Source organism: Xanthomonas sp. NCPPB 3442 (genome assembly GCF_056725145.1).
This window is the reverse complement of record NZ_CM161514.1, coordinates 573,537-598,929: the sequence shown is the minus strand read 5'-3', so window position 1 is coordinate 598,929 and position 25,393 is coordinate 573,537. Positions and strand designations below refer to the sequence as shown.

24 protein-coding genes are annotated in these 25,393 nt (G+C 65.0%); 16 read left to right on the top strand and 8 right to left on the bottom strand.

What is annotated here, in order from left to right; genetic code table 11:
- Nucleotides 1-528 precede the first annotated feature (528 nt).
- On the top strand, nucleotides 529-1,185 hold the full coding sequence (locus tag AC1POX_RS02615; protein WP_014091297.1) for an RIO1 family regulatory kinase/ATPase domain-containing protein: 657 nt from the start codon (nucleotides 529-531) through the stop codon (nucleotides 1,183-1,185).
- A 203-nt stretch (nucleotides 1,186-1,388) separates the two neighbouring features.
- Here the strand turns inward: AC1POX_RS02615 and AC1POX_RS02610 are convergent, their stop codons facing one another.
- Nucleotides 1,389-3,374 (bottom strand): glycoside hydrolase family 84 protein, encoded by a 1,986-nt coding sequence (locus AC1POX_RS02610; RefSeq protein ID WP_372356714.1) that lies wholly within the window; start codon nucleotides 3,372-3,374, stop codon nucleotides 1,389-1,391.
- A gap of 485 nt (nucleotides 3,375-3,859) precedes the next feature.
- Nucleotides 3,860-4,234 (bottom strand): P-II family nitrogen regulator, encoded by a 375-nt coding sequence (locus AC1POX_RS02605; protein WP_008574841.1) that lies wholly within the window; start codon nucleotides 4,232-4,234, stop codon nucleotides 3,860-3,862.
- A 153-nt stretch (nucleotides 4,235-4,387) separates the two neighbouring features.
- On the opposite strand from AC1POX_RS02605, the gene ubiK reads away from it, so the two are divergent.
- The 3 genes from ubiK (at nucleotide 4,388) to AC1POX_RS02590 (ending at nucleotide 7,051) form a co-directional block, all read left to right on the top strand.
- Nucleotides 4,388-4,666, top strand: a complete 279-nt coding sequence (ubiK, locus tag AC1POX_RS02600; protein ID WP_008574840.1) for a ubiquinone biosynthesis accessory factor UbiK — start codon at nucleotides 4,388-4,390, stop codon at nucleotides 4,664-4,666.
- Between the two features lie 15 nt (nucleotides 4,667-4,681).
- Nucleotides 4,682-6,202, top strand: coding sequence for a YifB family Mg chelatase-like AAA ATPase (locus AC1POX_RS02595; RefSeq protein WP_029820832.1), 1,521 nt, complete (start codon nucleotides 4,682-4,684; stop codon nucleotides 6,200-6,202).
- Nucleotides 6,203-6,541: 339 nt separating this feature from the next.
- Nucleotides 6,542-7,051 (top strand): lipocalin family protein, encoded by a 510-nt coding sequence (locus tag AC1POX_RS02590; protein WP_338334831.1) that lies wholly within the window; start codon nucleotides 6,542-6,544, stop codon nucleotides 7,049-7,051.
- 223 nt (nucleotides 7,052-7,274) lie between these two features.
- On the opposite strand, the gene AC1POX_RS02585 is transcribed toward AC1POX_RS02590, so the two are convergent.
- Complete coding sequence (locus tag AC1POX_RS02585) at nucleotides 7,275-7,451, bottom strand: hypothetical protein (protein WP_008574834.1); 177 nt, start codon at nucleotides 7,449-7,451, stop codon at nucleotides 7,275-7,277.
- Nucleotides 7,452-7,830: 379 nt separating this feature from the next.
- Here AC1POX_RS02585 and AC1POX_RS02580 point away from each other — a divergent pair, with 379 nt between their 5' ends.
- Nucleotides 7,831-9,393 (top strand): EAL domain-containing protein, encoded by a 1,563-nt coding sequence (locus AC1POX_RS02580; RefSeq protein ID WP_372356713.1) that lies wholly within the window; start codon nucleotides 7,831-7,833, stop codon nucleotides 9,391-9,393.
- Nucleotides 9,394-9,457: 64 nt separating this feature from the next.
- Here the strand turns inward: AC1POX_RS02580 and AC1POX_RS02575 are convergent, their stop codons facing one another.
- Together AC1POX_RS02575 and AC1POX_RS02570 are read right to left on the bottom strand one after the other, a co-directional pair.
- On the bottom strand, nucleotides 9,458-10,579 hold the full coding sequence (locus tag AC1POX_RS02575; protein ID WP_372356712.1) for a fatty acid desaturase family protein: 1,122 nt from the start codon (nucleotides 10,577-10,579) through the stop codon (nucleotides 9,458-9,460).
- Between the two features lie 9 nt (nucleotides 10,580-10,588).
- Nucleotides 10,589-11,665: a ferredoxin reductase gene (locus AC1POX_RS02570; protein WP_008574827.1), complete on the bottom strand. Its 1,077-nt coding sequence runs from the start codon at nucleotides 11,663-11,665 to the stop codon at nucleotides 10,589-10,591.
- A 92-nt stretch (nucleotides 11,666-11,757) separates the two neighbouring features.
- Between AC1POX_RS02570 and fabR the strand changes: the two genes are divergently transcribed.
- The 4 genes from fabR (at nucleotide 11,758) to AC1POX_RS02550 (ending at nucleotide 17,474) form a co-directional block, all read left to right on the top strand.
- Entirely contained in the window at nucleotides 11,758-12,405 is a 648-nt protein-coding gene (fabR, locus tag AC1POX_RS02565) for an HTH-type transcriptional repressor FabR (RefSeq protein WP_008574825.1), read from the top strand.
- Between the two features lie 1,660 nt (nucleotides 12,406-14,065).
- On the top strand, nucleotides 14,066-15,190 hold the full coding sequence (locus AC1POX_RS02560; protein WP_071118213.1) for a slipin family protein: 1,125 nt from the start codon (nucleotides 14,066-14,068) through the stop codon (nucleotides 15,188-15,190).
- A gap of 54 nt (nucleotides 15,191-15,244) precedes the next feature.
- Nucleotides 15,245-16,468: an RtcB family protein gene (locus AC1POX_RS02555; protein ID WP_039417243.1), complete on the top strand. Its 1,224-nt coding sequence runs from the start codon at nucleotides 15,245-15,247 to the stop codon at nucleotides 16,466-16,468.
- Between the two features lie 205 nt (nucleotides 16,469-16,673).
- Nucleotides 16,674-17,474 carry a hypothetical protein gene (locus AC1POX_RS02550; RefSeq protein ID WP_008574817.1) on the top strand — a complete coding sequence of 267 codons (801 nt, stop codon included), beginning with the start codon at nucleotides 16,674-16,676 and terminating at the stop codon, nucleotides 17,472-17,474.
- 267 nt (nucleotides 17,475-17,741) lie between these two features.
- Here the strand turns inward: AC1POX_RS02550 and AC1POX_RS02545 are convergent, their stop codons facing one another.
- The 3 genes from AC1POX_RS02545 to AC1POX_RS02535 all read right to left on the bottom strand — a co-directional run bounded on the left by AC1POX_RS02545 (nucleotide 17,742) and on the right by AC1POX_RS02535 (nucleotide 19,957).
- The gene (locus AC1POX_RS02545) at nucleotides 17,742-18,611 is read right to left on the bottom strand and encodes an alpha/beta hydrolase family protein (protein ID WP_031424647.1); all 870 of its coding nucleotides are present in this window, start codon (nucleotides 18,609-18,611) and stop codon (nucleotides 17,742-17,744) included.
- The gene (locus AC1POX_RS02540) at nucleotides 18,611-19,705 is read right to left on the bottom strand and encodes a DUF3182 family protein (RefSeq protein ID WP_011348882.1); all 1,095 of its coding nucleotides are present in this window, start codon (nucleotides 19,703-19,705) and stop codon (nucleotides 18,611-18,613) included. Before AC1POX_RS02540 ends, AC1POX_RS02545 begins: the two co-directional genes overlap by 1 nt.
- 87 nt (nucleotides 19,706-19,792) lie before the next feature.
- Nucleotides 19,793-19,957, bottom strand: a complete 165-nt coding sequence (locus tag AC1POX_RS02535) for a hypothetical protein (RefSeq protein ID WP_008574812.1) — start codon at nucleotides 19,955-19,957, stop codon at nucleotides 19,793-19,795.
- A gap of 404 nt (nucleotides 19,958-20,361) precedes the next feature.
- Between AC1POX_RS02535 and AC1POX_RS02530 the strand changes: the two genes are divergently transcribed.
- The 7 genes from AC1POX_RS02530 to AC1POX_RS02500 all read left to right on the top strand — a co-directional run bounded on the left by AC1POX_RS02530 (nucleotide 20,362) and on the right by AC1POX_RS02500 (nucleotide 25,382).
- Nucleotides 20,362-20,643, top strand: coding sequence for a hypothetical protein (locus AC1POX_RS02530; protein ID WP_003486531.1), 282 nt, complete (start codon nucleotides 20,362-20,364; stop codon nucleotides 20,641-20,643).
- 43 nt (nucleotides 20,644-20,686) lie between these two features.
- Nucleotides 20,687-20,962 carry a hypothetical protein gene (locus AC1POX_RS02525; RefSeq protein WP_008574808.1) on the top strand — a complete coding sequence of 92 codons (276 nt, stop codon included), beginning with the start codon at nucleotides 20,687-20,689 and terminating at the stop codon, nucleotides 20,960-20,962.
- Between the two features lie 74 nt (nucleotides 20,963-21,036).
- Nucleotides 21,037-21,630, top strand: coding sequence for a DUF4142 domain-containing protein (locus AC1POX_RS02520; protein WP_011348885.1), 594 nt, complete (start codon nucleotides 21,037-21,039; stop codon nucleotides 21,628-21,630).
- Nucleotides 21,631-21,834: 204 nt separating this feature from the next.
- Nucleotides 21,835-22,722, top strand: coding sequence for a TIGR01777 family oxidoreductase (locus AC1POX_RS02515; RefSeq protein WP_029820618.1), 888 nt, complete (start codon nucleotides 21,835-21,837; stop codon nucleotides 22,720-22,722).
- Between the two features lie 146 nt (nucleotides 22,723-22,868).
- Nucleotides 22,869-23,534 (top strand): response regulator transcription factor, encoded by a 666-nt coding sequence (locus AC1POX_RS02510; RefSeq protein ID WP_127167769.1) that lies wholly within the window; start codon nucleotides 22,869-22,871, stop codon nucleotides 23,532-23,534.
- Nucleotides 23,531-24,715 carry an ATP-binding protein gene (locus AC1POX_RS02505; RefSeq protein WP_372356711.1) on the top strand — a complete coding sequence of 395 codons (1,185 nt, stop codon included), beginning with the start codon at nucleotides 23,531-23,533 and terminating at the stop codon, nucleotides 24,713-24,715. The genes AC1POX_RS02510 and AC1POX_RS02505 overlap by 4 nt, the downstream gene beginning before the upstream one ends.
- Nucleotides 24,716-25,091: 376 nt before the next feature.
- Nucleotides 25,092-25,382, top strand: coding sequence for a hypothetical protein (locus AC1POX_RS02500; RefSeq protein ID WP_372356710.1), 291 nt, complete (start codon nucleotides 25,092-25,094; stop codon nucleotides 25,380-25,382).
- Nucleotides 25,383-25,393 lie beyond the last annotated feature (11 nt).

Here is a 25,393-nt window from a genome sequence, read left to right as displayed (position 1 = left end):
GTACTCCATCGTTTCCGCATCCTTGCGCACGCAGGTGGCACCTGACGGCGTCTGGAAGTGGCGCAGTTGCGGTCGCATTCGGAGGCGCACCCGGCATCACCTGGATGTCGTACGACATCGATGCAGGCGACGCTCGAAGAGCGTGCCCGTGTTAACGCGTGCTGCAGCCCCCTGACCGCAGCCGGCACAGTGTCTGGAGTCTCAATCGCTGTCAAGAAGCGGCGTGACCGCTACCGCACGCCGGGTTGCGCTGACAGTGCCTGTCTTGAGGCAGGACGCAACGCTGGCGGGACGACACCATGGCCTGGAGTGGCAGGTCTGCATGCATTCGCTGGCACATGCCGATTCTGATGGGGTCCGCCAAACACCTGATTCCAAAAGCTGTTCCACTCCCGGAACATTTCATTTGTTAAATAAATATAATTTCCATACTCACAAGTTCTAAAATTGGGCAGACCGATCCTCGCGATCACCGTGAACCTGCGCAACGCGTGACAGCTCCGCGCCGCCAAGGTCTGGAGAACTGCCATGCACTACCAGCCGCTGGACGTGTCCAGCCTGCACCTCGTCACTCCCGTTCTGCTCAAGCAAGGCACCCGGCTGCTCGAGCCGGACGTCTACCGCACCCATGTGAACGGGCAACCGGCAGTGGTCAAGGACTACGGCCGCTATCGCCGCACGCTGTTGTCGCCGATCGCCCGGCTCATGGTGCGCCACGAGGCCAGGATGCTGCGGCAGTTGCAGGGTTGGCGGCATGCACCGGCCTTGCTCGGCACGCTGGGTGGGCTGGCGCTGGGCATGGAATTCATTCCAGGCGACACGCTCAGCGCCAGCACCGTCGTGGGCCAGGAGGTCTTCCAGCAATTGCAGCAGGCGCTGCGCAGGCTGCATGCGTTCGGCATCACCCATAACGATCTGCACGGCACCAATGTGGTGGTCAGTGCCGGCGTGCCGGTGCTGATCGATTTCACCTCGGCGTGGCGATTTCCGCGCTGGCTGCGGCGCGGCACGCTGGCGCGTCAGCTGCAGCGCAGCGACGTGGCCAATTTTCAGAAAATGCGCCAGCGCCTTGCCGGCATCGCACCGACTGCCGACGAATCGGCCCGCAGTGCCGAACCGCGCTGGGTGCAGGCGATTCGCAGCGGCTGGAAGCGGCTATATCGGCGTTTGAAAGGCAAGGCGTGATCAGCGCTGCTGGCTCACGGCGACTGGGCACACCGTTACGCCCAGCTACTGCGCTGATGTCTTCGGTTTGATCTGCAGCACAGACATCCTTCGAGCGCGCCATGCCGGGTGCTGCGATGCAGTGGCAATGGCGCTCCCGCATTTGCAGGCACAGCGACGCGAGCAATTCCCGATGCGCGTCGCTGTGTTATTGCACTCCCCCATCACTTTGCTGCTGCCGAGTCGGCAACCGCCGGCACGCGATAGGCGATCAAGCGCGGCGCTTGCGCGATGAAGCGGTCGAGCACGCCGTCAGCGAGCTTGACCGGGCCGCCGAAGCGCGTGGCGCCGGGAATCGTTGGGATCTGGCTTGCGACGGCGGCGATCGCAGCCGCCTCGGCAAACAAGGCCGGCGCCTGCGTGTGGCCGCGATTTGCCGCATCCAGCCCGGCTGCCGTCTTCTGCAGGGCCTGGCCCCAATCCTCCATTGCCTCCAGCCAGGGGCGCGATTGCTCGGCAAAGCCCTTGTCGGCGACGCCGTCGCGGATGATCTGCGGTGCCGCAGCCAGTTCGTCGGCAGCGCGTGCCAGTTCGGCAATCGCCTGCGTGCGCGTTGCCGCATCGCCAAGCGCGATTGCCTCGCGCACATGATCGAGCACGGCCTTCAAGCGTGGAGCCTGTTCCTGCCACGGCTGGCTGCCAAAGGTTGGCGCCAGATGCTGGGTGTCGAAGAAGGTCAGCAAGGCCGCAGCCACGCGCGCATCGCCGCCGGCCAGATCGCGCGCCGCCGCATGCCAGGTGCGTTGCGCGTCGTAGTCTTTGTCGTTCCAGGCGAACGCGGTCACACCCATCACCGCGACGCGGCTGGGCGCTTCCTGGTTCATCGGGTTGGAGACGATGCCCGACAACTCGGCCGACAGACCCGCCTCGCGCCGCGCATACGGCGCCATCAGCAGGCGCCCGGCCGACGTTTCGAAATCGTTGACCGGGTAGTTGTCCCACAACAGCGTCTTGCGACCGAACGCCTTGGTGGCCGCACGCGCATCGGGGATGGAAATGGCCGGCGGCACCACATCGGTGCCGGTCCACTGCACCACGATCTTCGGATCAAGATGCTTGCGCAAGGCTTCCTTGTACGGGCTCTCTTTGGCGTCGTAGTACTCGGTCGGCACCATGATGAGTTCAGCGGCCGCATCGTGGCGCGCGACCAGATCGGCCTGCACCAGATTGAGCAGATGCGACTGCGCGATACCGGCCGCCTGCGCGCCGGACTCGCCAAAGGTGGTCTTGTCGCGTTCGCAATTCCACTTGGTGTATTCGATATCGTCCAGCGCCACGTAGAAGCTGCGCACGCCCAGCGCACGGAACGCATCGAACTTGCGCAACAAGGCCTTGGCATCGGCCGGATCGGAGAAGCACACGGTGGGGCCAGGCGAAATCGCATAGACGAAATCGACGTGATTGCGCTTGGCGGTAGCGGCCAGCTGGCCAAGCGCCTTCAAGGTCGCCCTCGGGTACGGCTCGCGCCAGCGATCGCGCGCGTAAGGGTCGTCCTTGGGGCTATAGATGAAGGTGTTGGCCTTGGTGCGGGCGAGGAAATCGATGTGCTTGCTGCGATCGCTCATCGACCACGGCGCGCCGTAGAAGCCTTCGATGGTGCCGCGGATCGGCATGGCCGGGTAATCCTGGATCGTCAACGTCGGGATGGCCGGCCGCTCGACCAGCTGCCGCAGCGTCTGCGCCGCATGGAACAGGCCATCGTCGTCGTGGCCGGCCAGCGTGATCAGGCTGCCGCGATCGAGCGCAACGCTGGCCAACGTGTAGCCTTCCTTATGGGTGTCCTGGGTCGCCTTGCTGCGCGTCAGCGCATCGCGCACCACTGCCGCATCGCCGGTGCCGAGCACGATGTGCAGGCGGTCCAGCGCGGCAGGCAGGCGTGTGGCGGTCGCAATCTTGGTGACGCCGGCGCTGTCGAGAATGCGGCGCACCAGCGCCACCGTGGCCTTGTCCGCGCCAGGGGCGACCACCAGCACCACCGAGCGGCCCAAGGTCACGGTTGCGCCATCCAGCGTGATCGAGACCGGCGTCGGATAGATCGCCGGCTGGGTGACCGGTTCGGTCACGGCCTGTGCCAACGCCGGAGCAGCCAGGCCCAACGCCACCAATACCGAAAGCAGGCGCACGCCCGGCGTACTGTTGCGTGGCTTCATCTCGAACTCCGGTATTGGAATGGTATTACGCCCTAGAGTAGGCAAGTCGGGCGGCGGCGACAAGCGCGGCCGGGATTTCCATCCTGGCCAGCGCTAGGCTGCCGCGCGGTGACTTCAGCCTGTTTCTGGATCGCAATCCAGAAAGGTGCGGCAGCGATACATGGCGGTATTGAAATGGTATGAAAAGTGGGGCGTTTGCGCCTGAGAGCGGCCTTGCGCGGATGCACCCAGCCGCGCATCAGCTGCGGTGATACGCATCACAGCCAACGCAGTCAGCGCAGGTGGCGCAGGTGGCGCGCCGCATCGCTTGAGCAGTCGAGCTCCTGTGATCAGTGCAATGCCTGCAATGCGCCTGATCCAGCGCCACTAGCTGCAGTGCTGGCTCAGCAATACGTGGCCCGGGATCGTCGCTGCGCCGGCAGAGGGCAGCAACCCCCTCACCACCCACCGCGCATCCGGCAAGCAGCAGGCGTCGCGTTGCGAACCTACAGCGCGTCGCTATCCAGCTCGCCGGTACGGATGCGTACCACCGTGCCCAGGTCGTACACGAACACCTTGCCGTCGCCGATCTTGCCGGTACCGGCCGCCGCGACGATCGCCTCGACCACACGCTCGGCCTGGTCGTCGGTCACCGCCACTTCGATCTTCACCTTGGGCAGGAAATCGACCACATATTCGGCGCCGCGATAGAGCTCGGTATGGCCTTTCTGCCGGCCGAAGCCCTTGACCTCGGTCACCGTGATGCCCGCCACCCCGCAGCCGGCGAGCGCTTCGCGCACATCGTCGAGCTTGAACGGTTTGACGATGGCCATGATCATTTTCATCGGTGCAGGTCCCAGGGCATGACGGCCGCGCAGCATACCGTGGACGGGCGCAACACTCATCCAACCGCGCGCCGCCATCACCGCGGACGACAGCCGAATGGGACTATCCTTACCGCCTGCCGACTGCCTTGCCGATGTCCCGCGTGTCCCGGCCTGCACTAGGCTTCCTACGGACCTGCGGAGAACACCATGATCGATTTCAACCAGCTCGACGACCTCGCCCGCCGCCTCAGCGACCTGGTGCCGCCGGGCCTGCGCCAATCGCGCGAAGAACTGCAAAGCACCTTCAAGGGCGCGCTGCAGGCCGGCCTGGGCAAGCTGGACCTGGTCACCCGCGAAGAGTTCGACGTGCAGCGCGCGGTCTTGCTGCGCACCCGCGAAAAACTCGACGCGCTGGAGCAGACCGTCGCCGCACTGGAGGCGCGCGCGCCCGGCACGCCACCCGCTGCACCGCCCACCATCCCCTGAGCGAAGGCCACCACCATGAGTCTGGCGCTGGTGCACAGCCGTGCCCGCGTGGGAGTGCATGCGCCTGAGGTTCGGGTGGAAGTGCATCTCTCCGGCGGTCTTCCTTCCACCCAGATCGTGGGCCTGCCCGAAGCGGCAGTGCGCGAATCGCGCGAACGCGTGCGTGCCGCCCTGCTGTGCGCACAGTTCGAATTTCCCGCCCGGCGCATCACCATCAACCTGGCACCGGCCGATTTACCGAAAGAAGGCGGCCGGTTCGATCTGCCGATCGCCCTCGGTATCCTGGCTGCCAGCGGGCAGATCGACCGCCAGGCCCTGGCCGATTACGAATTCCTCGGCGAGCTTGCGCTGACCGGCGAGCTGCGCGGCGTCGACGGCGTGCTGCCCGCGGCGCTGGCGGCCGCGCAGGCCGGACGACGGCTGATCGTCCCGCTTGCCAACGGTGCCGAAGCGGCCATCGCCGGACACGTCGAAGCCTTCACCGCGCGTACCCTGCTGGATGTCTGCGCGACGCTCAACGGCAGCCAGAAAGCGCCCGCCGCCGAGCTGGCAGTGCAGGCGCTCGGCGCCCGCGCCCTGCCCGACATGGCCGACGTGCGCGGGCAACCGCACGCCCGCCGCGCGCTGGAGATCGCCGCTGCCGGTGGGCACCACCTGTTGCTGGTCGGCAGCCCTGGCTGCGGCAAGACCCTGCTGGCCTCGCGCCTGCCCGGTCTATTGCCCGAAGCCAGCGAAGCAGAAGCACTGGAAACCGCTGCGATCACCTCGATCAGCGGCCGTGGGCTGGATCTGGCCCGCTGGCGGCAACGCCCCTACCGCGCCCCGCACCACACCGCCAGCGCAGTGGCCCTGGTCGGCGGCGGCACGCACCCGCGCCCCGGCGAGATCTCGCTGTCTCACAACGGCGTGCTGTTCCTGGACGAATTGCCCGAGTGGCAACGGCAAACCCTGGAAGTGTTGCGCGAGCCCTTGGAGTCGGGCGTGGTCACGATCGCGCGCGCGGCACGCAGCGTGGATTTTCCGGCGCGCTTTCAATTGGTCGCCGCCATGAATCCCTGCCCGTGCGGCTGGGCAGGCGATGGCAGCGGGCGCTGCCGCTGCAGCAGCGACAGCATCCGTCGCTACCGCAGCCGCATCTCCGGCCCGTTGCTGGACCGTATCGATCTGCATGTCGAAGTGCCGCGCCTCCCTCCGCAGGCGCTGCGCAGCGGCAACCTCGGTGAAGACAGCGCCAGCGTGCGTGCCCGCGTGGTCGCCGCGCGACAGCGACAGCTTGCACGCGGTGCGCTGCCCAATGCGCAACTGGACCAGGCCGACACCGACCGCCATTGCCGCCTGCAACACGACGATCAGGTGCTGCTGGAGCGCGCCATCGAACACCTGCAGCTGTCCGCACGCTCGATGCATCGCATCCTGCGCGTTGCGCGCACCATCGCCGATCTCGACGACAGCCCAGACATCGCCACACGCCATCTCACCGAAGCGATCGGCTACCGCAAACTGGATCGTGCGCTTGGCACCGCCAGCGCGGCGTAGCGTGCTCGGCAGGTCGACAGGCGCGCGCGATTCGCACGCCATCCGCTGGCGTGACACCTTGGTACCGCAAAGCGCCCGCATTGTCAGGGCATCGTTTCGGTTTCGGTGTCGATGTCGGTGCGCAACCTCATTCGCCGCCACGGAGTTCATCGGATGCAGCCAATTGATCGCTCGCGCGGCATCGGCCCACGAGCGACATCGTGCCAACCGGCCGTGCGCACCGAGCCGGTGCCCTCGCGGACGCCCGCCCTCGCTGCACGACCGCTGGCGCCACATCCCAACATGCATTTCATGGCGCTACACGTACAACAGGCGCCACTCCATTGTGCAGAGGCCTGTATGAGCCACCATCCCGAACTCGCCACGGTCCCTTCGCTGGATCTGAATCGCTACCTGGGCACGTGGTACGAAATCGCCCGCCTGCCGACCCGCTTCGAGGATGTCGACTGCACCGATGTGTCGGCGCACTACACCCTGGAAGAGGACGGCAGCGTGCGCGTCCAAAATCGCTGCTTCACCGCGGAAGGCGAGCTGGAAGAAGCGATCGGCCAGGCGCGCGCCATCGACGACACGCACAGTCGCCTGGAAGTGACCTTCTTGCCCGAAGGTCTGCGCTGGATCCCTTTCACCAAGGGTGACTATTGGGTGATGCGCATCGATGCCGATTACACCGCTGCACTGGTCGGCAGCCCGGATCGTAAGTACCTCTGGCTACTGGCACGCTTGCCGCAGCTGGACGAAAACATCGCCCAGGCCTATCTGGCGCATGCGCGCGAACAGGGCTTCGACCTGGCGCCACTGATCCACACCCCGCATACCGGGCGGCTGACCGAGCAACCGCTTCCGTAGGCGACCCCGGCTGGTTGGGGAACTGGTCAAACCGGCAACGGCAGCACCGTCGCGCCTGCGACCCCGGTCGCATCGAGGCACCGACCAAGGGACGACAGGCACGCGATGCTCTCAACGACCAGCCAGACGACAGTCGCCCACCGACGCAATCGCCATGTCCACGGCCATGGCGACCCAGCGCACTGGCCTAGCCGTTCCATCGCGCAGGCCAGCGCTCGTCCTCTCAATCGTCGAGCGTGCCGAGATCCCTGGCAGCGGCCTGTGCACCTTCCAGGCTGTCGAAGGCCACGCCGGTATCGCCGACCACGTACTTGGTCAGCTCGCCGTCGCGTGTTGTTTCCTGCATCTTGAAGATCGGCACCGCATCGGTGCCGCCGACGCGTTCTTTCTGCGTTGTCATGCGTGATTCCTCCAGTGAAAGCGCCTTGCGTGGGACCGTTGTCCCGCCGCTCCCGGGCGGGAGCGCAGACGATCCGACCGTAGCGCGGTAGTGCGTGCAGTGGCGTGAATCCGCAGGCGGCCCCGACTGCCAGGATGCGACGCAGGACGATCGGAAAAAAATCACAGCCGCTTCGCTCCGCAAACGCGCGCAATGCACGCGTGTGTCGTACATTCGCGACGTGCAGCCTCATCAATCAATGCCGTGCGTCACCAATCGCTACGTGCGCCGTTCGCGCGTACCCGGTTGGCGTACACCTTCCATCTGCCCAAGCCTGCGCCGGCGGCACTTCTCCCGGGGCCATGCGTGAACCGGCAGCACAGCCGTCGCAGGTGGTGAGGTGAAGCGCCAACGCATCATCAGTGTCACCGTGCTGCTGGTGTTGCTGAGCGCAACGCTGCCGATCGGCCTGTCCTACTACCTGGCCTGGCGGCTGGCCTTGGCGCGCGAAGAGGGCAGGCTGAGCCAGCTGGCTGCGCTGTCGATCCGGCGTACTGAAACCGCCTTCGACGAGGCGCATGGGGCATTGTTGAGCATGGCCGCCTCGCGGTTGCCACCGTGCTCGCCTCCGCACCTGGCACAGATGCGCGCCCTGGTGCTGACCAGCCACTACATCGTCGAGCTGGGACGGTTTCAACAAGGTCGCCTCAGCTGCACCTCATGGGGCCAACTGCGCAATACCATTCCGCAGCGCACCGCCGATTTCGTGGTCAAGCGCGGCATCGCGGTGACCACGCGGCTGCTGCCGTTGGCCAATCCGCAGCGTCCGCTGATGGCGCTGCAACTGGGCGACTACAACGCCCTGATCAACCCCGACACGCTGGCCGACATCAATATTCCGCCTGGCCTGCAACTGGCGATCGGCACGCCGGACGGGCAGATCCTCAGCAGCACCGGTACCGCCGCCGAACGCTTGCTGACCGACCCCACCGCCACGCGTGAGCCGGGCGACCTCTTGCTGTCGCAGGTGTTGTTCGGGCGCGACCGTCGTGGCGACTGGGCCGCGGTGGTCACCGAACCGGTGGCCTATCTGCGCGGGCCGCTGGCGGCGGCACGGTTGCAGCTGGTACCGGTCGGCATTGCAGTGGCGCTGCTGCTGGTCGGTGCAGTGCTGTGGGTCTCGCGGCGGCGGCTGTCGCCACTGGCGCGGCTGGAGATCGCCGTGCAGCGTGGCGAGTTCATCGTGCACTACCAACCGATCATCGCGCTCGACAGCGGTGCCTGCGTCGGTGCCGAAGCGCTGGTGCGCTGGCAGCAGCCCGACGGCGTGCTGGTGCCGCCGGACGCCTTCATCCCGCTGGCCGAACAAAGCGGCCTGATCCTGCCGATCACCGATCTGGTGGTGGCCGAAGTCATCCGCGAACTCGGCCCCACCCTGGCCGCCGATCCAGCGCTGCACGTGGCCATCAATGTCTCCGCCGACGACATCAAGAGCGGCCGCGTGCAGGGCGTGCTGGCGCAAGCGTTGCGGGGCACCGGCGTGGACAGCGGCCAGCTGTGGGTGGAGGCGACCGAACGTAGCCTGATGGACATCGATGCGGCACGCACCACCATCACCCATCTGCGCGGTGCCGGCCATACGGTCTCCATCGACGATTTCGGCACCGGCTATTCGAGCCTGCAGTATCTGCAGGGCCTGCCGCTGGACGCGTTGAAGATCGACAAGTCGTTCGTGGACACCATCGGCACCCACTCGGCCACCAGCGCCGTGACCGCGCACATCATCGAGATGGCCAAGACGCTACGGCTGCGCACCATCGCCGAAGGAGTCGAGCGGCAGGAACAGCTCGATTATCTGCGCGCCCATGGCGTGGATCTGGCGCAGGGCTGGCTGTTCTCGCGCGCGTTGCCGGCCACTGGTTTCATCGCCTACTACGCACAGGCACGCAGCGCGACACAATGAACCCGGCAACAAAAAGGCCGCCATTGGCGGCCTTTCGATGTCGATCATGCGTTGCGCAATCCGATCACGCGCCCTGCAATGCAGCGCTGCTCTGCCGCACCGGCTTGGGCCGGCTCGGGAAGGCATGGCGCACGATTCGCCACATCACCTGGCCGAACTGGCGCGGCAGCGAGCCGGTGTTGTAGTGCTGGCCGTAGCGCACACAGACCTGCTTCACTTCGACAGCGATCTGCGCATAGCGGTTGGCCGGCAGGTCCGGATAGAAGTGATGCTCGATCTGGTGGCTCAGGTTACCCGACAGCACGTTCATCAGCTTGCCGCCGGTCAGGTTGGACGAACCACGCAGCTGACGCAGATACCAGTGGCCACGCGATTCGTTGCGGATGGATTCCTTCGGAAACACTTCCGCATCGGCCGTGAAGTGGCCGCAGAAGATGATCACGAAGGTCCAGATGCTACGCAGCACGTTGGCCGTCAGATTGCCCAGCAGCACGGTCAGGAAGAACGGGCCGGCCAGCAGCGGAAATACGATGTAGTCCTTGAGCATCTGGCGGCCCATCTTGCGGCCGACCGGCAGGAACGAGGCACGCAGTTCGGCCGCCTTCATCTTGCCGGCGAACCAACGGCCCAGGCGCAGGTCCTGGATCGCCACGCCCCATTCGAACAGCAGCGCGAACACCACCGCAATGAAGGGCTGCAGCAGGTAGAACGGGCGCCAGCGCTGCTCGGGGAAGATGCGCAGCAGGCCGTAGCCGATGTCGTCGTCCATGCCGCGCACGTTGGTGTAGGTGTGGTGCTTGAAGTTGTGCGTCTTGCGCCAGTTGTCGCCGGTGGCAACGATGTCCCACTCGTAGGTGTTGCCGTTGAGCTGCGGGTCGCCCATCCAGTCGTACTGGCCGTGCATGACGTTATGGCCCAGCTCCATGTTCTCCAGGATCTTGGACAACGCCAGCAGCAGCACGCCGGCGATCCATGCCGGAATCAGCACGCTGTGCACGAACGCACCCAGGAACAGCAGCGCACGACCGGCCACGCCGGTCCAGCGCACGGCGGCCACGATGCGGCGGATGTAGCGCGCATCGGCCGCGCCCACCTGGCTCAGCACGCGCGCGCGGATGGCATCGAGTTCGTCGCCGAAAGACTGCAGTTCGGCAGCGGACAGGGCACGGTTATGGACTCGGCTCATGAAGATTCCTTACAGATCCAGGATCAGGTCAGTGCTTGGCGCACTGATGCACAGGCGCACCTGTGCGGTGGGTTCGTTACTGCGTTCACCGGTGAGCAGGTGCCGGGTGGTGCCGGATTGGCGCGGGCAGGCGCAGGTGTTGCAGATGCCCATGCGGCAGCCATGTTTGGGCCGCAGGCCTTGCGCTTCCAGCCCTTCCAGCAGCGACTGGCCGCGCGGCAGGGTCAGGGTACGGCCGCTGCGTGACAGTTGGACCTGCACCTGGCCGGTCTCGGCCTGGTCCAGTGCCGGCACGCTGAAGGCTTCGGCCTGAAATGCAGCCACGCGTCCCTGCAGCCGTTCGCGCGCGGCCTGCACAAAACCACCCGGCCCGCAGGCCATCAAATGGCGCTGCTCCAGCGCGGCAATGTGGTCCAACGAATAGGTGTCCACGCGTTCTGCAGGAGTCTCGCCTTCGCGGGTGGTCAGCAGTTGCACACGCAGGCGCGGATGCGCCGCGGCCAGCGCGGCGAATTCGTCGACGAAGCAGGCTTCGTCGCGCTGGCGCACCCAATACAGCAGGTCCACGTCCATCGGCATGCCGGCTTGCGCGGCGGCCTGCAGCAACGCACGCATCGGCGTGATGCCGGAGCCGGCGGCCAGCAGCAGGAGCGGGGTAGGCGTGGTCGGCAGCAGCATGTCGCCGAAGGCCGGGGCCAGCGAGACCACCGTGCCCAAGGCCGCATCGTGCGCCAGGAAGCGGCTCACCAGCCCACCCTCGATCGCCTTGACGGTGATCGCCAGCCGGCCGTCGGCCTGCACCGTGGGGCTGTAGCTACGCAACAGCCGGCGGCCGTCGATCTCCACGCCCAGGCTCACGTGCTGGCCGGCCTGCAGGCCGCGCCAGTGGCCGTTGGGCTGCAACACCAGGGTCACCGCGTCCCGGCTGGCCGGGGTGCGCTGGACCAGCCGCGCCATCGGCTGTTCCAGCGTCCACAACGGGTTGAGCCGGGTTGCCCAGAAATCGAACAGTTGCGGCGACACCAGTCGGCGCGCCAGGCGTGCCGGCAGCGGGGACTTGGACTTACGAGGAGATGCCAGGTTCATGGGCCGCACTATACGCATGCATGCACACCCGTGTATACACTTGTATATTGCCAGAGGGGCTATGATTCAGGCCCACGCCCGGCTGCAGCCCCATGACCTCTATCGCCCTGCCTTCCCACGACGCGCCGCCGTCCCGCAAGCCGGCGATTTCACGGGAGGATCTCATCGCTGCAGCGCTGTCCTTGATTGGCCCGCACCGTAGCCTGTCCACGCTGAGCCTGCGCGAAGTGGCACGCGAGGCAGGCATCGCGCCGAACAGCTTCTATCGCCAGTTCCGCGACATGGACGAGCTCGCCGTGGCCTTGATCGATCGGGCCGGGCGTTCGCTGCGCACCATCATCGGCCAAGCGCGCCAGCGCGCGACCTCCACCGACCGCAGCGTCATCCGTGTCTCGGTCGAAGCCTTCATGGAACAGCTGCGCGCCGACGACAAGCTGCTGCACGTACTGCTGCGCGAAGGCGCGGTGGGCTCGGACGCCTTCAAGCAAGCGGTGGAGCGCGAACTCACCTATTTCGAAGACGAGCTGCGCGTGGACCTGATTCGCCTGGCCGCGGCCGACAACGCCAAGCTGCACGCGCCTGCCCTGGTGTCCAAGGCGATCACCCGGCTGGTATTTGCGATGGGCGCGGTGGCAATGGATTCGCCACCGGAAAAAGATCCCGAGCTGATCGAGCAGATCTCGCAGATGCTGCGCATGATCCTGACCGGCGCGCGCACGCTGGGCACCCACGCAGGCTGATTGTCTGCACTGACGTTGGCGCGCGCGCTGGCGTGCGGGCGGAAGGGACACCGCAGGCGGTCAGCGTCGTGCCGGATCACGGATCTTCAAAGACGTGGCGGGTGCGGCATCGCTCTTGCGAGCCACTCTGATCCAACACTTCAGGCCATCCTGCGTGACTGGCGACATGCGGGCGCACACAACGCGCGGTGACGTGTCGTCCCTCTGTCATCGGCACAGAGGCGAAACGGCCCGCGGCACCGATGCGGGACGAGCGATGCCTCGCCCAATGCGACGCATGCGGCTTCTGGGCGAAGACGCTACTGCCCCCATTCTCTCGAAGCGATGGAAGCGCTGCAGGCGAAGGCTTACATGGCCTACAAACCCACAAGGCTGCAGGCCGCGTGAGCGCGTCCAGTGTCCGCGTGGACATGGATCACGGGCTGCACCGGCCAATAGCGCGCCGCTTGAATTGCATGTCGATTGCTCGCCGCGCGCAGCGTCGGCTCGCCTGGTCCTGAATTTCGAAATCGTGGCATCGCTTGGGTCGACCATCCCACGCAATGGCTCTCGCCTGCTGCCGCGACGCGATTTTGATTCTGTTTCCAACGACCGACTCCGACCGCCAGAGAGATAATCCAGAACATAATTGCATAAAGTGCTTGCATCGCTAAAAAGACACGGGTAATGTTCGCGCCCTCGGCAGCACGTCTGCACTTTTACCCAATCGACCTCATGCCCCTGCTCAACTCCGCCACACTCAACCGACTGCCCAGCGCTCACCGCGCGGCATCGTGTGTGCGCACGAAGAAAGCAGACGTGCGCATCACCCTCTTCGACTGATGTCCTGACAAGGAGATCGGTCACCCGATCTCCGAGGCAAGCGAACGCCCTCGGATGCAGCATCCGGGGGCGTTTTCGTATGCGTTCGCACCGACTCTTGTGGATGACCCTCCAGGTACCCGGGCATGGGATTGCCCGACAACACGGACGTTGCACGCGACCAGGCGCCAAAGCGCTATGTGCCGGGCACGGGTGGCGCGTGGTCATGCGCATACAAGAATTGCCGTTTGAATAAAACGGTAATCAGAAACATTGCGAAAGATATTCAGCGGCCTGGAATTTATTCCAGCTGGTGCGCGCGGCAATGCCGTGGCGTATACCGAACTCTTTTTCATGTTTCTCGTTACGGGTATCGGCTCCTGGTGGAGCGGCGGCGCAAGCCGTAGGCCTGGTTCAATTCCGGAATACCCACCACTGGATAGCTCAATTGGTAGAGCAGCAGATTTGTAATCTGTTAGTCGCGGGTTCGAATCCCGCTCCATGCATGACCTTTTCGGTCATTCCTCGGGACGCAAGTCCCTTTACGGAAACGCCCATGCCGCAGGCAAACAGGCAAGCCATCGCCTGACTGCCTGCAGCAGCGGCGCCCCTGCCGGGCCTTTGTCCTGAACGCGCGTGCTGCGCCGTTCGCTGCCGTTGTGCAAGACATCGCACCGCATCAGCCACGCACCTGCAGGCGCCAACAGCGCATTGCGCCCCGCACGGCCGCCGTCACGGGCGTTTCCACCCTTCAACGCCGCGTTGCATCGGCACACGTTCCGCCAGCAGTCCGATCCGGGCGGCGGAACGCTTGCATTCCCGGATCGGACCACCAGAGCCAAACCTAAGGAGAAGTGCCATGTTCTGGACCAAGAGGGTCGTGATCGGTGACGGCGAGCGCGGCCTGGTGTATCGCAATCGTCGGTTCGAGCGGGTGCTCGTCCCCGGCGTCTATCGCCTGTTCGACCCGTTGGGTCGCAGCGAGGTCATCGTCCACGCCATCACGCAAGGCGCCTATATGGGCCGCGATGCGGAGATGCTGATCGATACGCTCGGCAGCACCCTGCCGCAACACTTCGTGCTGGCCGACATCGGCACCGCGCAGGTCGGCTTGCTGATCCGCAACGGCAAGCTCGAGGACGTGCTGCCACCGGGCACACGCACGCTGTACTGGCGTGGTCCGGCGGCAATCGAGGTGCAGACCCTGCCATTGGGCGATGGGCTGCAGGTGCCCACCGATGTGCAGCGCAGGCTGCGTCAGCTCGGCACGCTGTCGCGTGTGGCGGTCTGCATGGACGTGCCAGCCGAGTCGCAAGGGCTGGTGTTCGTCGACGGCAAGCTGTTTGCACCGTTCGGGCCGGGGGCGTATGCGTTCTGGAATTTCCAGAAGAACATCACCACCGACGTGATCGATCTGCGCGTGCAGTCGGTCGAAGTGTCCGGGCAGGAGCTGTTGACGCGCGACAAGGTGTCGTTGCGCGTCAATTTGGCCGCCAGCATGCGCGTCACCGATGCGGTGGCAATGCGCACGCGCGTGGCCAAGGCCGGCGATTACCTGTATCGCGAGTTGCAGTACGGCTTGCGGCGCGCGGTCTCGTCCAAGACGCTGGACGAGTTGTTGGGCGACAAGGCCTGCCTGGATGCGGATATCTTCGGGTATGTGCGCGGCAGCGTGAGCGGCTTCGGCATCGAGGTGCTGGGCGTCGGCGTCAAGGACGTGATCCTGCCGGGCGAGATGCGCGAGATCCTCAACGCGGTCGTGCAGGCGGAGAAGCAGGCGCAAGCCAACGTCATCCGCCGGCGCGAAGAGGCCAATGCCACGCGCTCGTTGCTCAACACCGCCAAGTTGATCGAAGACAGCCCGGTGCTGATGCGTTTGAAGGAACTGGAGGCGCTGGAAAAGGTCACCGAAAAGATCGACAAGCTCACCGTGTTCGGCGGCCTGGATGGCGTGCTGAAGCAATTGGTGACGATCAGGCAATGAAGGCTGCGCGTGGCGGAAGGATCTGCCACGCACTGCCGCAAGGCAATGACAACAATGAGTACATCACAACACTTTGAATTTCTGCATGCCGAGGGCAGCACCACCCCGATCAAGGGCTGGGTGCGCGGCGTGCCCCTGGAAGAGCAGGCGCATGCGCAGCTGCGCAATATCGCGGCGGTACCGTTTGTCGGTCCGTGGGTAGCGGTGATGCCCGACGTACACCTGGGTAAAGGCGCAACCGTGGGCTCGGTCATTCCAACCCGTGGCGCCATCATCCCGGCGGCGGTCGGCGTGGATATCGGCTGCGGCATGGCTGCGGTGCGCACCACGCTGCGCGCCAACGACCTGCCCGACAATCTGGCGCAATTGCGCTCCAGCATCGAGCGTAGCGTGCCGGTGGGCAATGGACGTGGCGGCGAGCATCGCAAGCTGCCGGTTAGCATCGAGACCCGCATTGCGCAGTCCGGGCTGGTGCAGCGTCTGGATGCGATCAAGCAGCAGCACAAGCGCATCCGTACCGACAAGCTGGACTGCCAGATCGGCACGCTGGGCGGCGGCAACCACTTCATCGAGATCTGCCTGGACGAAACCGATGCGGTATGGGTGATGCTGCACAGCGGTTCGCGCGGCACCGGCAACCTGATCGGCACGTACTTCATCGAGCGCGCGCGCGAACAACTGGCGCATCGCGTGTTGGGTTTCCATCTGCCCGACAAGGACCTGGCCTTCTTCATGCAGGGCGAGCCGTTGTTCGACGAGTACGTCGAAGCGGTGTCGTGGGCGCAGGATTACGCCCGCGAAAATCGCGAGGCGATGATGGCGCGCGTGCTGGCCGAGATGCGTCACCGCTTGCCCAAATTCCAGCTGGAAAAGCTCGCAGTCAATTGCCACCACAACTACGTGCAGAAGGAAACGCACGCTGGTGAGGAATTGTTGATCACCCGCAAGGGCGCAGTGAGCGCTCGTGTCGGCGAGCTGGGCATCATTCCGGGCAGCATGGGCACGCGCAGCTACATCGTGCGTGGGTTGGGCAACGCCGACAGTTTCCACAGCTGCAGCCACGGCGCGGGGCGTGTGATGAGCAGGACCGCTGCACGCGCGCAGATCACCCTGGCACAGCATCGTCAGGCCACCGCACATGTGGAATGCCGCAAGGACGCGGCGGTGCTCGACGAGTCGCCTGCAGCGTACAAGTCCATCGATGCAGTGATGGCGGCGCAGCAGGACCTGGTCGAGGTGCTGCACACCTTGCGCCAGGTGGTGTGCATCAAGGGATAGAAAAGGGCCGCGCCAGCGGCCCTTTTCGCTACAGACACGTTGCAAGTGCGAGTGAGCAACCTCATCCGCAATGCAATGCACAGTTCAGTCATGTCGCGATCGCGCTCACATCAAAGCACGCACGTTTCACTCTTGCGACGCCATCGTTGCGCCTCGTTCGCGGTCTGATCTACAGGGCGCATCCATCAGATAATCCGGAGGCGGTATGAGCAATCTCGACAAGCAGGAACGCAAGGAAGAAGCAAAGGACTTGAACCGCGACCCGATCTCCGGTGCGCCTGGTTCGCATCCAGTTGGCGTCGGTGTGGGCGGCATCGCCGGCGGTGCGGCGGCAGGGGCGCTTGCAGGCACGGTGTTCGGGCCGCTCGGCACCTTGATTGGTGCAGCGGCCGGCGTGGTTGCTGGCGCAGCGGCTGGCAAGGGCGTGGCCGAACGGCTCGACCCCACTGTGGAGACCGAATACTGGCGCCAGGAGCATCGCAACCGCCCCTACTACAAGGAAGGCACCGACTACGATCGCGACTACGCCACCGTCTACGGATTCGGTTTGCAGGCACGCGAAACCCGCCCGACCAGCACCTGGGAAGAAACCGAAGCCACGCTGGCCGGCGAATGGCCGCGTAACCGCGGGCAATCGCGCCTGGAATGGGATGAAGCCCGGCTTGCAGCACGCGATGCATGGGAGCGTGCGGACCGTACCCACACTGTCTATCGCGACAGCGACACGCATTACGCAGGCCGCTTCGACAGCGCCAGCTACCGCGATGTCGACTATTCGTACGACGACTATCGCCCGGCCTATCGCTATGGCATGCAGGCACGGCAGCAGCACGCCGGCCGCCAGTGGGACGACCACCTGGAACGCGATCTGGGCGATGGCTGGGACCGCTTCAAGGCCAATTCGCGCCTGAGCTGGGAAAAGGCCAAGCATGCGGTACGTGAGGCATTCGACTCGGATCATCACGATGCAGCGGCGCGCCGTCACCCGACCGACCCGCGCGTCTAACGCGTGATCGCAGCGGCGCGGTCACAAGTGCCGCGGCCAGCGCACGACGTTGAACCAGAACGGGCCCACTCGGGCCCGTTCTGCGTTATGGAGTAATGCGGGTTCCTGCTCACTCGGCGGCGCTCAGAAAAAAAGCAGTACCGAGATGATCTCAGGCTGACGAATCCACAAGGCAATCCGCGGGCCCACCGGGTCTTCAACACGCAGAAAGAAAAGAGCGACGCGTGCGCGACCCCATGGCTTTGCACGCCACGTTTTCCCGGATCACTACCCTGCGGTCTTCTCCACCGCACGGATGTCGCCGCGAAATACCGCAGTGGTCTGTTCCGACGGGGCCGCAGCAGCGCCCTGTTGATCTTTGAGCAACTGCTTGCGCGTGGCCACCACCTCCTTGGCCAATGCAATGCGCCGGCCGACGACCATTTCGGTCAGCCAGTCGATCAGGGCACGCGTGTATTGCTGCTGGTGTTCCTTGATGCTGAGCGCATGGTCCGCGCCAGCGATGACACGCGATGTGAGCGAACGCGCCTGCACGAACGCGTGCGCATAGTTGTGCAGCACCGGCTGCGGCACGATCGCATCGTGCTCGGCTTCCACCAACAGCACATCGCCCTTGTACTCGGCGCAGGCGGCCAAGGCGATGTTGTCTGCCGGACGCAGGCGCTGCTGGCGGTACGCCATCAGGTCCGGGTCGGCGTTGAGGCTGACCTTGGGTTGATCCCAGTGGGCATCCTTGTAGAGCGCAGGCGAACGCAACGCCAGCCATTCCACCGGGCGCTCGCGCGTCAGCAATGCGGACAGATAGCCACCGTAGCTCAGGCCGACCACTGCGATCGACTGCGCATCCACGTAGGGCAGACCTGCCAGTTGATCGTAGGCAGCCTTGATGTCGTCCAGGTTCTGCCCGCGTGTCACGGTCTGGCGCATCGATGCGTAACCCTCATGCCCACGCAGATCGAAGGTCATGCAGATGCAGCCCAGGCCTGCTGCCTCGCGCGCACGTACCAGGCTGTGGTGCTGGCTGCCGCCCCAGCCGTGCACGAACAACACTGCAGGCATGCCTGAGGGCGTGAGCAAGGTGCCGCTGAGTGCGTCCTGGCCGACCGGAATGTCGATGCTAGAAAGTTTGGCTTCCATTACGTCGCAGAGATCCTCCTGTATTTGTAGCGCGGCCCTGGACCGGATTGGGTTGCGCGATAGTAGACCTGTGCATCGGCCGGCGGCTGGCCCTGATAGATTTCGTGTGTGGACGCCCTTACCCACTGCAATGCGGGATCTTGCTGAAAGGCGGCGATTGCAGCGAGTTCTGCCGGGGTTGCACCACCGATTCGCCAGGATTGTTCCAGCACGCCGCATACCGGGACATCGCCAGCATCCTGACCGCTGACCACATCGTAGTTGCGGCGGGAAATCTGCAGCTCAGGATAAGCGGCGGTGACGCATCGATCGTACCTGCACGCCTGCTCGACCACCCGTCGCTCCAGCGATGGCAAAGCTGTGGCCATCAGTGCCTCCAACGACCCGCGGTACACGCACAGCGACGAGCCGCCATACACATCGCTGCCGTCCGCATCGGGCACGCTGCATTGCGTGCCGTAATACGCAATCTGGACGCCGGCAAGACACAACTCGCCTACGCTGTGCGTCGTTGGCTGCAAGATATTGCGTTCCAGCACGCCGCCATGCGTGCCTAGATAGGTATCGGGCAGGCTATCCAGTACCTGCGCCAGCTGCGATGCGTCGGCAATGCGCCATTGGTCGTTGCCGCCCACGCCGGTGGGCAGCTTCAGGCGCACGTCTCCACCATCAGACAGCGCCTCGAACGCATGCATCGCATCCGGGCGAGAAAACGCGGTGTAGCCCGGCAGCGTGGCGGGAATCAGCGACATGGCCAGCGCCTGGTCCCAGCCCGCAGTGCTTGCCGCGTCGTCAGAAACCAGTGGGTGACCGATGACCTTGGTGGCCAGAAACGCATGCGGCACGATACCGCCGAGCAAGTCACCGACGCCGTGGATGCCCAGCCCGCGCGCTTGCGCGGTAGTGAGCGTGTCATCGGGTACGTGGAATGTTCCAACTTCGATCACGCCATCGCCAGCGACGCCGGCATCGGGCACGCCCAGCAAATGCGCGACCTCGCGACAGACCCATGCGTGCGTTGCACGCTCATGACCATGCTCGGGCACCACGCGCGTGGCATGCCCAAGCACCTGCCGATAGTGTGTCTGTGCCATGACATCTCCCCTGCGGCGTGATCGCGCGTCGTTGCTGGCCTCGGTCGCAGCTGAGGGACGAGTCGTGGCAGTGGTATCGCCGGAGCCTTACTTCAGTGCCAGATACAAGCCAAGCACAATCAGGAACACCACGATCAAACTGATGGCAATACGCCCGCCGCGCAACTCCAACAAGGCATGCCACCACACGCGCGCTTCAGGTGTGCCGCTTGCATGATGCGGCTTAGGGCTACGGGTCTCGCTGTCCTGCATCCTGGGTACTCTCGCTCCATTACGTCGCCGCCTACCTTAATGATCAGACGTTACACAGGTGTGGAGCGGTTCAGAATCTTCCGTGAAATGCGGCATTGCGAAAGCGATTTTGCCCGATCGGCGATCACCTGCCTGGTGTGATCAGGCCACGTTGCAGTCGTGACATCGAAACGCATGCGAGACCAACGCGTCGCTTCGACCACACGGGTTCAAACGCGTCACTTGGTACGCATTGACCACATGCACGCACCTGCATGCATTGCGTGTAGATGCACTCGAACAATCTGACCAGTTAAGCGTGCAATGCACCGAAGTGCTGCAATGGTCGGGTTCGATGATCAATCGTTGACATACCCGCAGTTACTCTGCAGGTCAAGTTTGTTTATACCGGAACACCCCAAGTCATGAGCAGAGATCCATCCGTCATCGATGTACAGGCCGAAATCGCGCATTGGCAGGCGCGGCATGCCCAGGGCAACCTCGGCGCAGGCAAGTTCAGCGAGTTGTCCCCGGTGGTGAAAATGGCCTGCGATATCTACCTGCAAGCCCCGCGTTCGAGCGACCAGGAACGTCTGCGCCTATTTCGGGACCGCTTGGAGCACCACTTCATTTCATCCAGCACACAGTCCAACTACGAACAATTGGCAACCGATTGCTGGCAGCGCTTGGGCGCGCGCAATAGTTGAGTCCGCAGTATCGAGCAACATCTGTTTTTCATTGGAGATCGTCATGAAAACCCCGTATCAAGTGCAGCAGGAGCTGGAACGACTGGAGCGGTTGGTACCGCACATCGTCAGCGACCAGGGCGACCGCGCGGAGGAAATCCTTGGCTTCCACGTGGCCAGTCTGTTGGGTAGCGCGCCGATCAGCGAACATGCGCTGATTCGCGAACGCACCGCTCGCATGGCACGTACCTGCCGCAGTGCGCAGGACGCCGTGCGCGCACCCAAAGCGCCCGCCAGACCATTGGGCATGGCGCCCGTTGCCCAGCCGCAGTGGGCCTAACCGACCTCCCCGGAGCCGCCTAGCGGCTCCTTTGCATTCCACCCCGGCAATTGCCGATTCATTCCAGGATCTTCATGAAAGTCACGCTTCTCACCGCTTCGCTGTTGGCCATGCTCTCTCTGACTGCCTGCGACCGCCCCGGCGGCGATGCTTCGCGCACCGCGCCAGCGGTGTCGCCCGAGCCGACGGCTGCGCCCGTCAGCGGAAGCGGCGCGACCGAGCTGGCCAAGGGCGATGGCGCGGTGCTGGGCGTGCTGGCTGCGATCGACGACAACGAGATCGCACTCGCCAAGCAGGCCATCGAACAGGATCTGGGTGGTGCCACCGGCGAGTTCGCGCAGCAGATGCTGCACGACCACGAGGCCAACCTTGAAAAGACCAAGTCGCTTGGCGCAACCGAGAGCCCGCGCGCGCAGGCCATACGTGCCAAGGGCAAGGCGGCAGTGGAAGCGCTGTCCAAGACGCTGACCCTGCCTGACGGCAAGGATGCCTACCGCAATGCATTCATGCGCAACATGGTCATCGACCATGGCGACACCATCAAGATCATCGATTCGGAACTGCTGCCCGCCGCCGAAAGCGCGCCGGTCAAGCAACATCTGGAAGAGACGCGTCGCGTGGTCTCGGCGCATTTCGAACGCGCCCACGCGGTGTCTTCGTCCAAGTAAGCAGCCGATCAGGCGCTTGCCCTGCAAACGCGCCGGCCAGTCCGGCGCGTTTGCGTTGGGTGAACAGCACATGCGGCTGTCGTCGAGGTCGTTGGGCCACGCCGCAGGCTGACCGTGCAGCGCACGGCCGCATGCGCGCTAGCTTCACCTCGCTTGGCGTGATCCTGGCCTATCGTGCCGCATCGATTCGGCCAGGAGCCCTCCATGCATCTGCTCATCACCGGCGGCACCGGCTTCATTGGCCAGGCCCTGTGCCCGGCATTGCTGCAGGCCGGCCATCAGGTCAGCGTGCTGACCCGCGACCCGCACCGCGCCAAGCGCATCCTGCCCGGCATGACCGCCGTGCATACGCTGGATGGAGTGCAGGCCGATGCGGTCATCAACCTGGCTGGCGAGCCGCTGGCCGCCGGCCGCTGGACCGATGCCCGCAAGCAGCGCTTCCGCCAATCGCGCCTGGGCATCACGCGCCAATTGCATGACTGGATTGCGCAGCAGCCGGCCGCACAACGTCCCTCGGTGCTGATTTCCGGCTCGGCCGTGGGCTACTACGGCGAACGTGGCGATACGGCGTTGACCGAGGCCGAGCCCGCCGGCGATGACTTCTCTGCCGTGCTGTGCCGCGACTGGGAGGCCGAAGCCAACACCATCGCCGCACTCGGCCCGCGGGTGAGCTGGGTGCGCACCGGGATCGTGCTGGATCGCGATGGCGGCGCGCTGGCCCGCATGCTGCCGGCATTTCGATTCGGCGGCGGTGGGCCGTTCGGCGATGGCCGGCACTGGATGAGCTGGATCCATCGCGCCGATATGGTTGCGCTCCTGCTGTGGCTGCTGCAGCACGGCCAACCCGGCGCCTACAACGCCACCGCGCCCAATCCGGTGACCAATGCCGACTTCGCGCGCACGCTGGCGAAGGTGCTGCACCGCCCTGCCCTGCTGGCGCTGCCGGCCGGCGTGCTGCGGCTGGGCTTCGGCGAGATGGCCGACCTGCTGCTGATCAGCCAGCGCGTGCTGCCGCAACGCGCGCTCGATGCCGGCTTCCGCTTCCAGTACCTGCACCTGGACGCTGCGCTGCGCGCCATTCTGCAGCGCTGAGCGGCGGCCAGGGCCTGACCAGACGGGATCGAACGGCATGCATGGCCTGGCCTGCATGCGGTTCGGCCATGCCCTAATATTTGCCCAAACTTCATCACCGACAGTGCTGCGGATCTCGGACTGGCCCTGCGCACGGCAGAACACCTATGCATCTGCTCCTCGTCGAAGACGACACCATGCTGGCCAGCGCCATCTGCGACGGTGTGCGTCAGCAGTCATGGACCATCGATCATGTCGGTCATGCCAATGCCGCCAAGACAGCGCTAGTGGACCACCGCTACAGTGCGGTATTGCTGGATATCGGCCTGCCGGGCGAGTCCGGGCTGAGCGTGATCCGCTTCATGCGCAGCCATTACGATGCCACCCCGGTGATCGCGCTGACCGCGCGTGGCCAGCTCACCGACCGCATCCGCGGCCTGGATGCCGGCGCCGACGATTATCTGGTCAAGCCGTTTCAGTTCGACGAGCTGATGGCACGGCTGCGCGCGGTCACCCGGCGCAGCCAGGGCCGCGTGGTGCCCCTGCTCAGCCACGGCGACGTCTGCATGGATCCTGGCAGCCGCAAGGTCACCAAGGACGGTAAATGGGTGGCGCTGAGCGCACACGAATATCGCCTGCTGCTGGCGTTGATGGAACGTGCCGGACGCGTGGTCACCAAGGATCAGCTGGAAGAAGGCGTCTATGGCGGCCCGTCCGAAGGCGGCAGCAACATGATCGCGGTGTATGTGCACCAGTTGCGGCGCAAGCTGGGCGATGCGCTGATCTCCACCGTCTACGGCCAGGGCTACATGGTCGGAAAGACCCCGGAATGAAGTCGCTGCAGGCACGCATGCTGGCGGCGCTGGCCGCGATCGTTCTGCTGAGCTGGTCCACCTCTCTATGGATCCTGGTCGCACTGGTCACCCAGGGTCAGCACAGCGTGTTCGAACAGGAACTCAACCTGCTCGGCGATCGACTGATGGCCACCTTGCCCGACGCGCTCCAGCACCGCTTCGATACGCAGACAGAGCCGCCCGGCGCGGCAGCCACGTCGACCCCGATCGGCAACCCATCCTCGCGCATGAGCGTCAAGCAGACCCTGATTGCCGTGGTGCTCAACACCGTGCAATTGGGCATCCTGGGACTATTGATGTGGTGGGCCGTGCGGACCTCGCTGGGGCCGCTACGCGCCCTGTCCGGCGCCATCGCGCAACGTACCGGCCTGGATACCGAGCCGGTGCCGCTGGCACAGGCGCCCGACGAAGTCCGCCCGTTGATCGCCTCGTTCAACACCTTGCTGGCGCGGGTGGAACAAGCCGTCCAGGCCGAGCGCGATTTCGTCGCCGATGCCGCGCACGAACTGCGCACCCCGCTCTCGGCACTGCATGCCTACGCCGAGGTCGCATCGCGCGCGTCCACACTGGAGGCCAAGGACGCCGCGCTGGGCCAACTGCTGGAAACCGCGCGTCGCAGCAACCGGCTGGCCGAACAATTGCTGGATCTGGCGCGACTGGATGCCGGCATCAGTTCAGCCGCCTATCATCAAGTCGAAATGGGCGAGCTGATCTCGCATGTGCTGGACGAATTCAGCGTGCAGGCCGACGCACGCCAGCTGCAGTTACAGGTTGAGGCATCGCCCTGCCTGCTGCGTTGCGATGTGGATGCAGTGGGCATTCTGATCCGCAACCTGGTCGACAACGCCATCCGCTATGGCCGCCTGCATGGCAAGGTGGAGGTGAGCTGCGGCTATTGTGTGCGCGCTGACGTACTGCACCCGTTCCTGCAGGTCAGCGATGACGGTCCCGGTGTGCCCGAAAGCGCGCAGGCTTCTATTTTCGAGCGGTTCTATCGCGTGCCCGGCAGCGCAGTACAGGGCAGTGGCATCGGATTGTCGCTGGTCGCCGGCATTGCGCGCCTGCACGGAGCAACGATCGAAGCCGGCGACGGCAACGATGGACGCGGCCTCTGCGTGCGCGTGGTGTTTGCCGGCAACCGCCCTGCCGGCGCGGCCTGAAGCCGCCTGCGCTGCAGCGCGAGAGCACTACGATATGCGGCCAACCAAACGACGGCGCAACCACAGGCTGGCGCGGCGAGTGCGCGGTGCGCGATGGACCAGCAGGGGTACGTGAAATGCGCGACTGCGCACGCACACACCCAGCGCCCAGCGCGCAGCGCGAGACGGCCCATCTGACGCGTACATCGCGGCTCCCGAGCGCCGTCCACACCACCTGCTCGCTACATTTTGGTGGTCGCTCTAATGCCGACACCATTGCGTGCTGCAAAGAAATTTCACGCCTTCGCCAAGCGGTGCAGTCGTCGCGTTGATCCAATAAGTTCCCAAAATCGCTTGCCTACAGTGCACTCACCGCACGCATCAAGGATGCCTGGTGATGCCTCATTCGATCCGTTTCACCCAGCACCTCCCCACCGCGCCATCGCTGCCGGTCGGGCAGTGCGCTGCCAATGACCCCGTCGCTGCGCATCCGCTGCCACTGCCTCTCGAGCCGGAATTTCGCTGCGGCTCTGCCGGCACGCGCAACCGCGACATCTGGTGCGCGTTGCCGGATATCCGCAGCGCGCGCGCTGCCCGCCGCCTGCAGCACCTGGCCAGGCGCGGCGTGTTGTTCACTGCCGCAACGGCCGTTCTGGCCTTGGCCGCTGCCAGCGTTCTACTGCACTGAACATCAGGTCA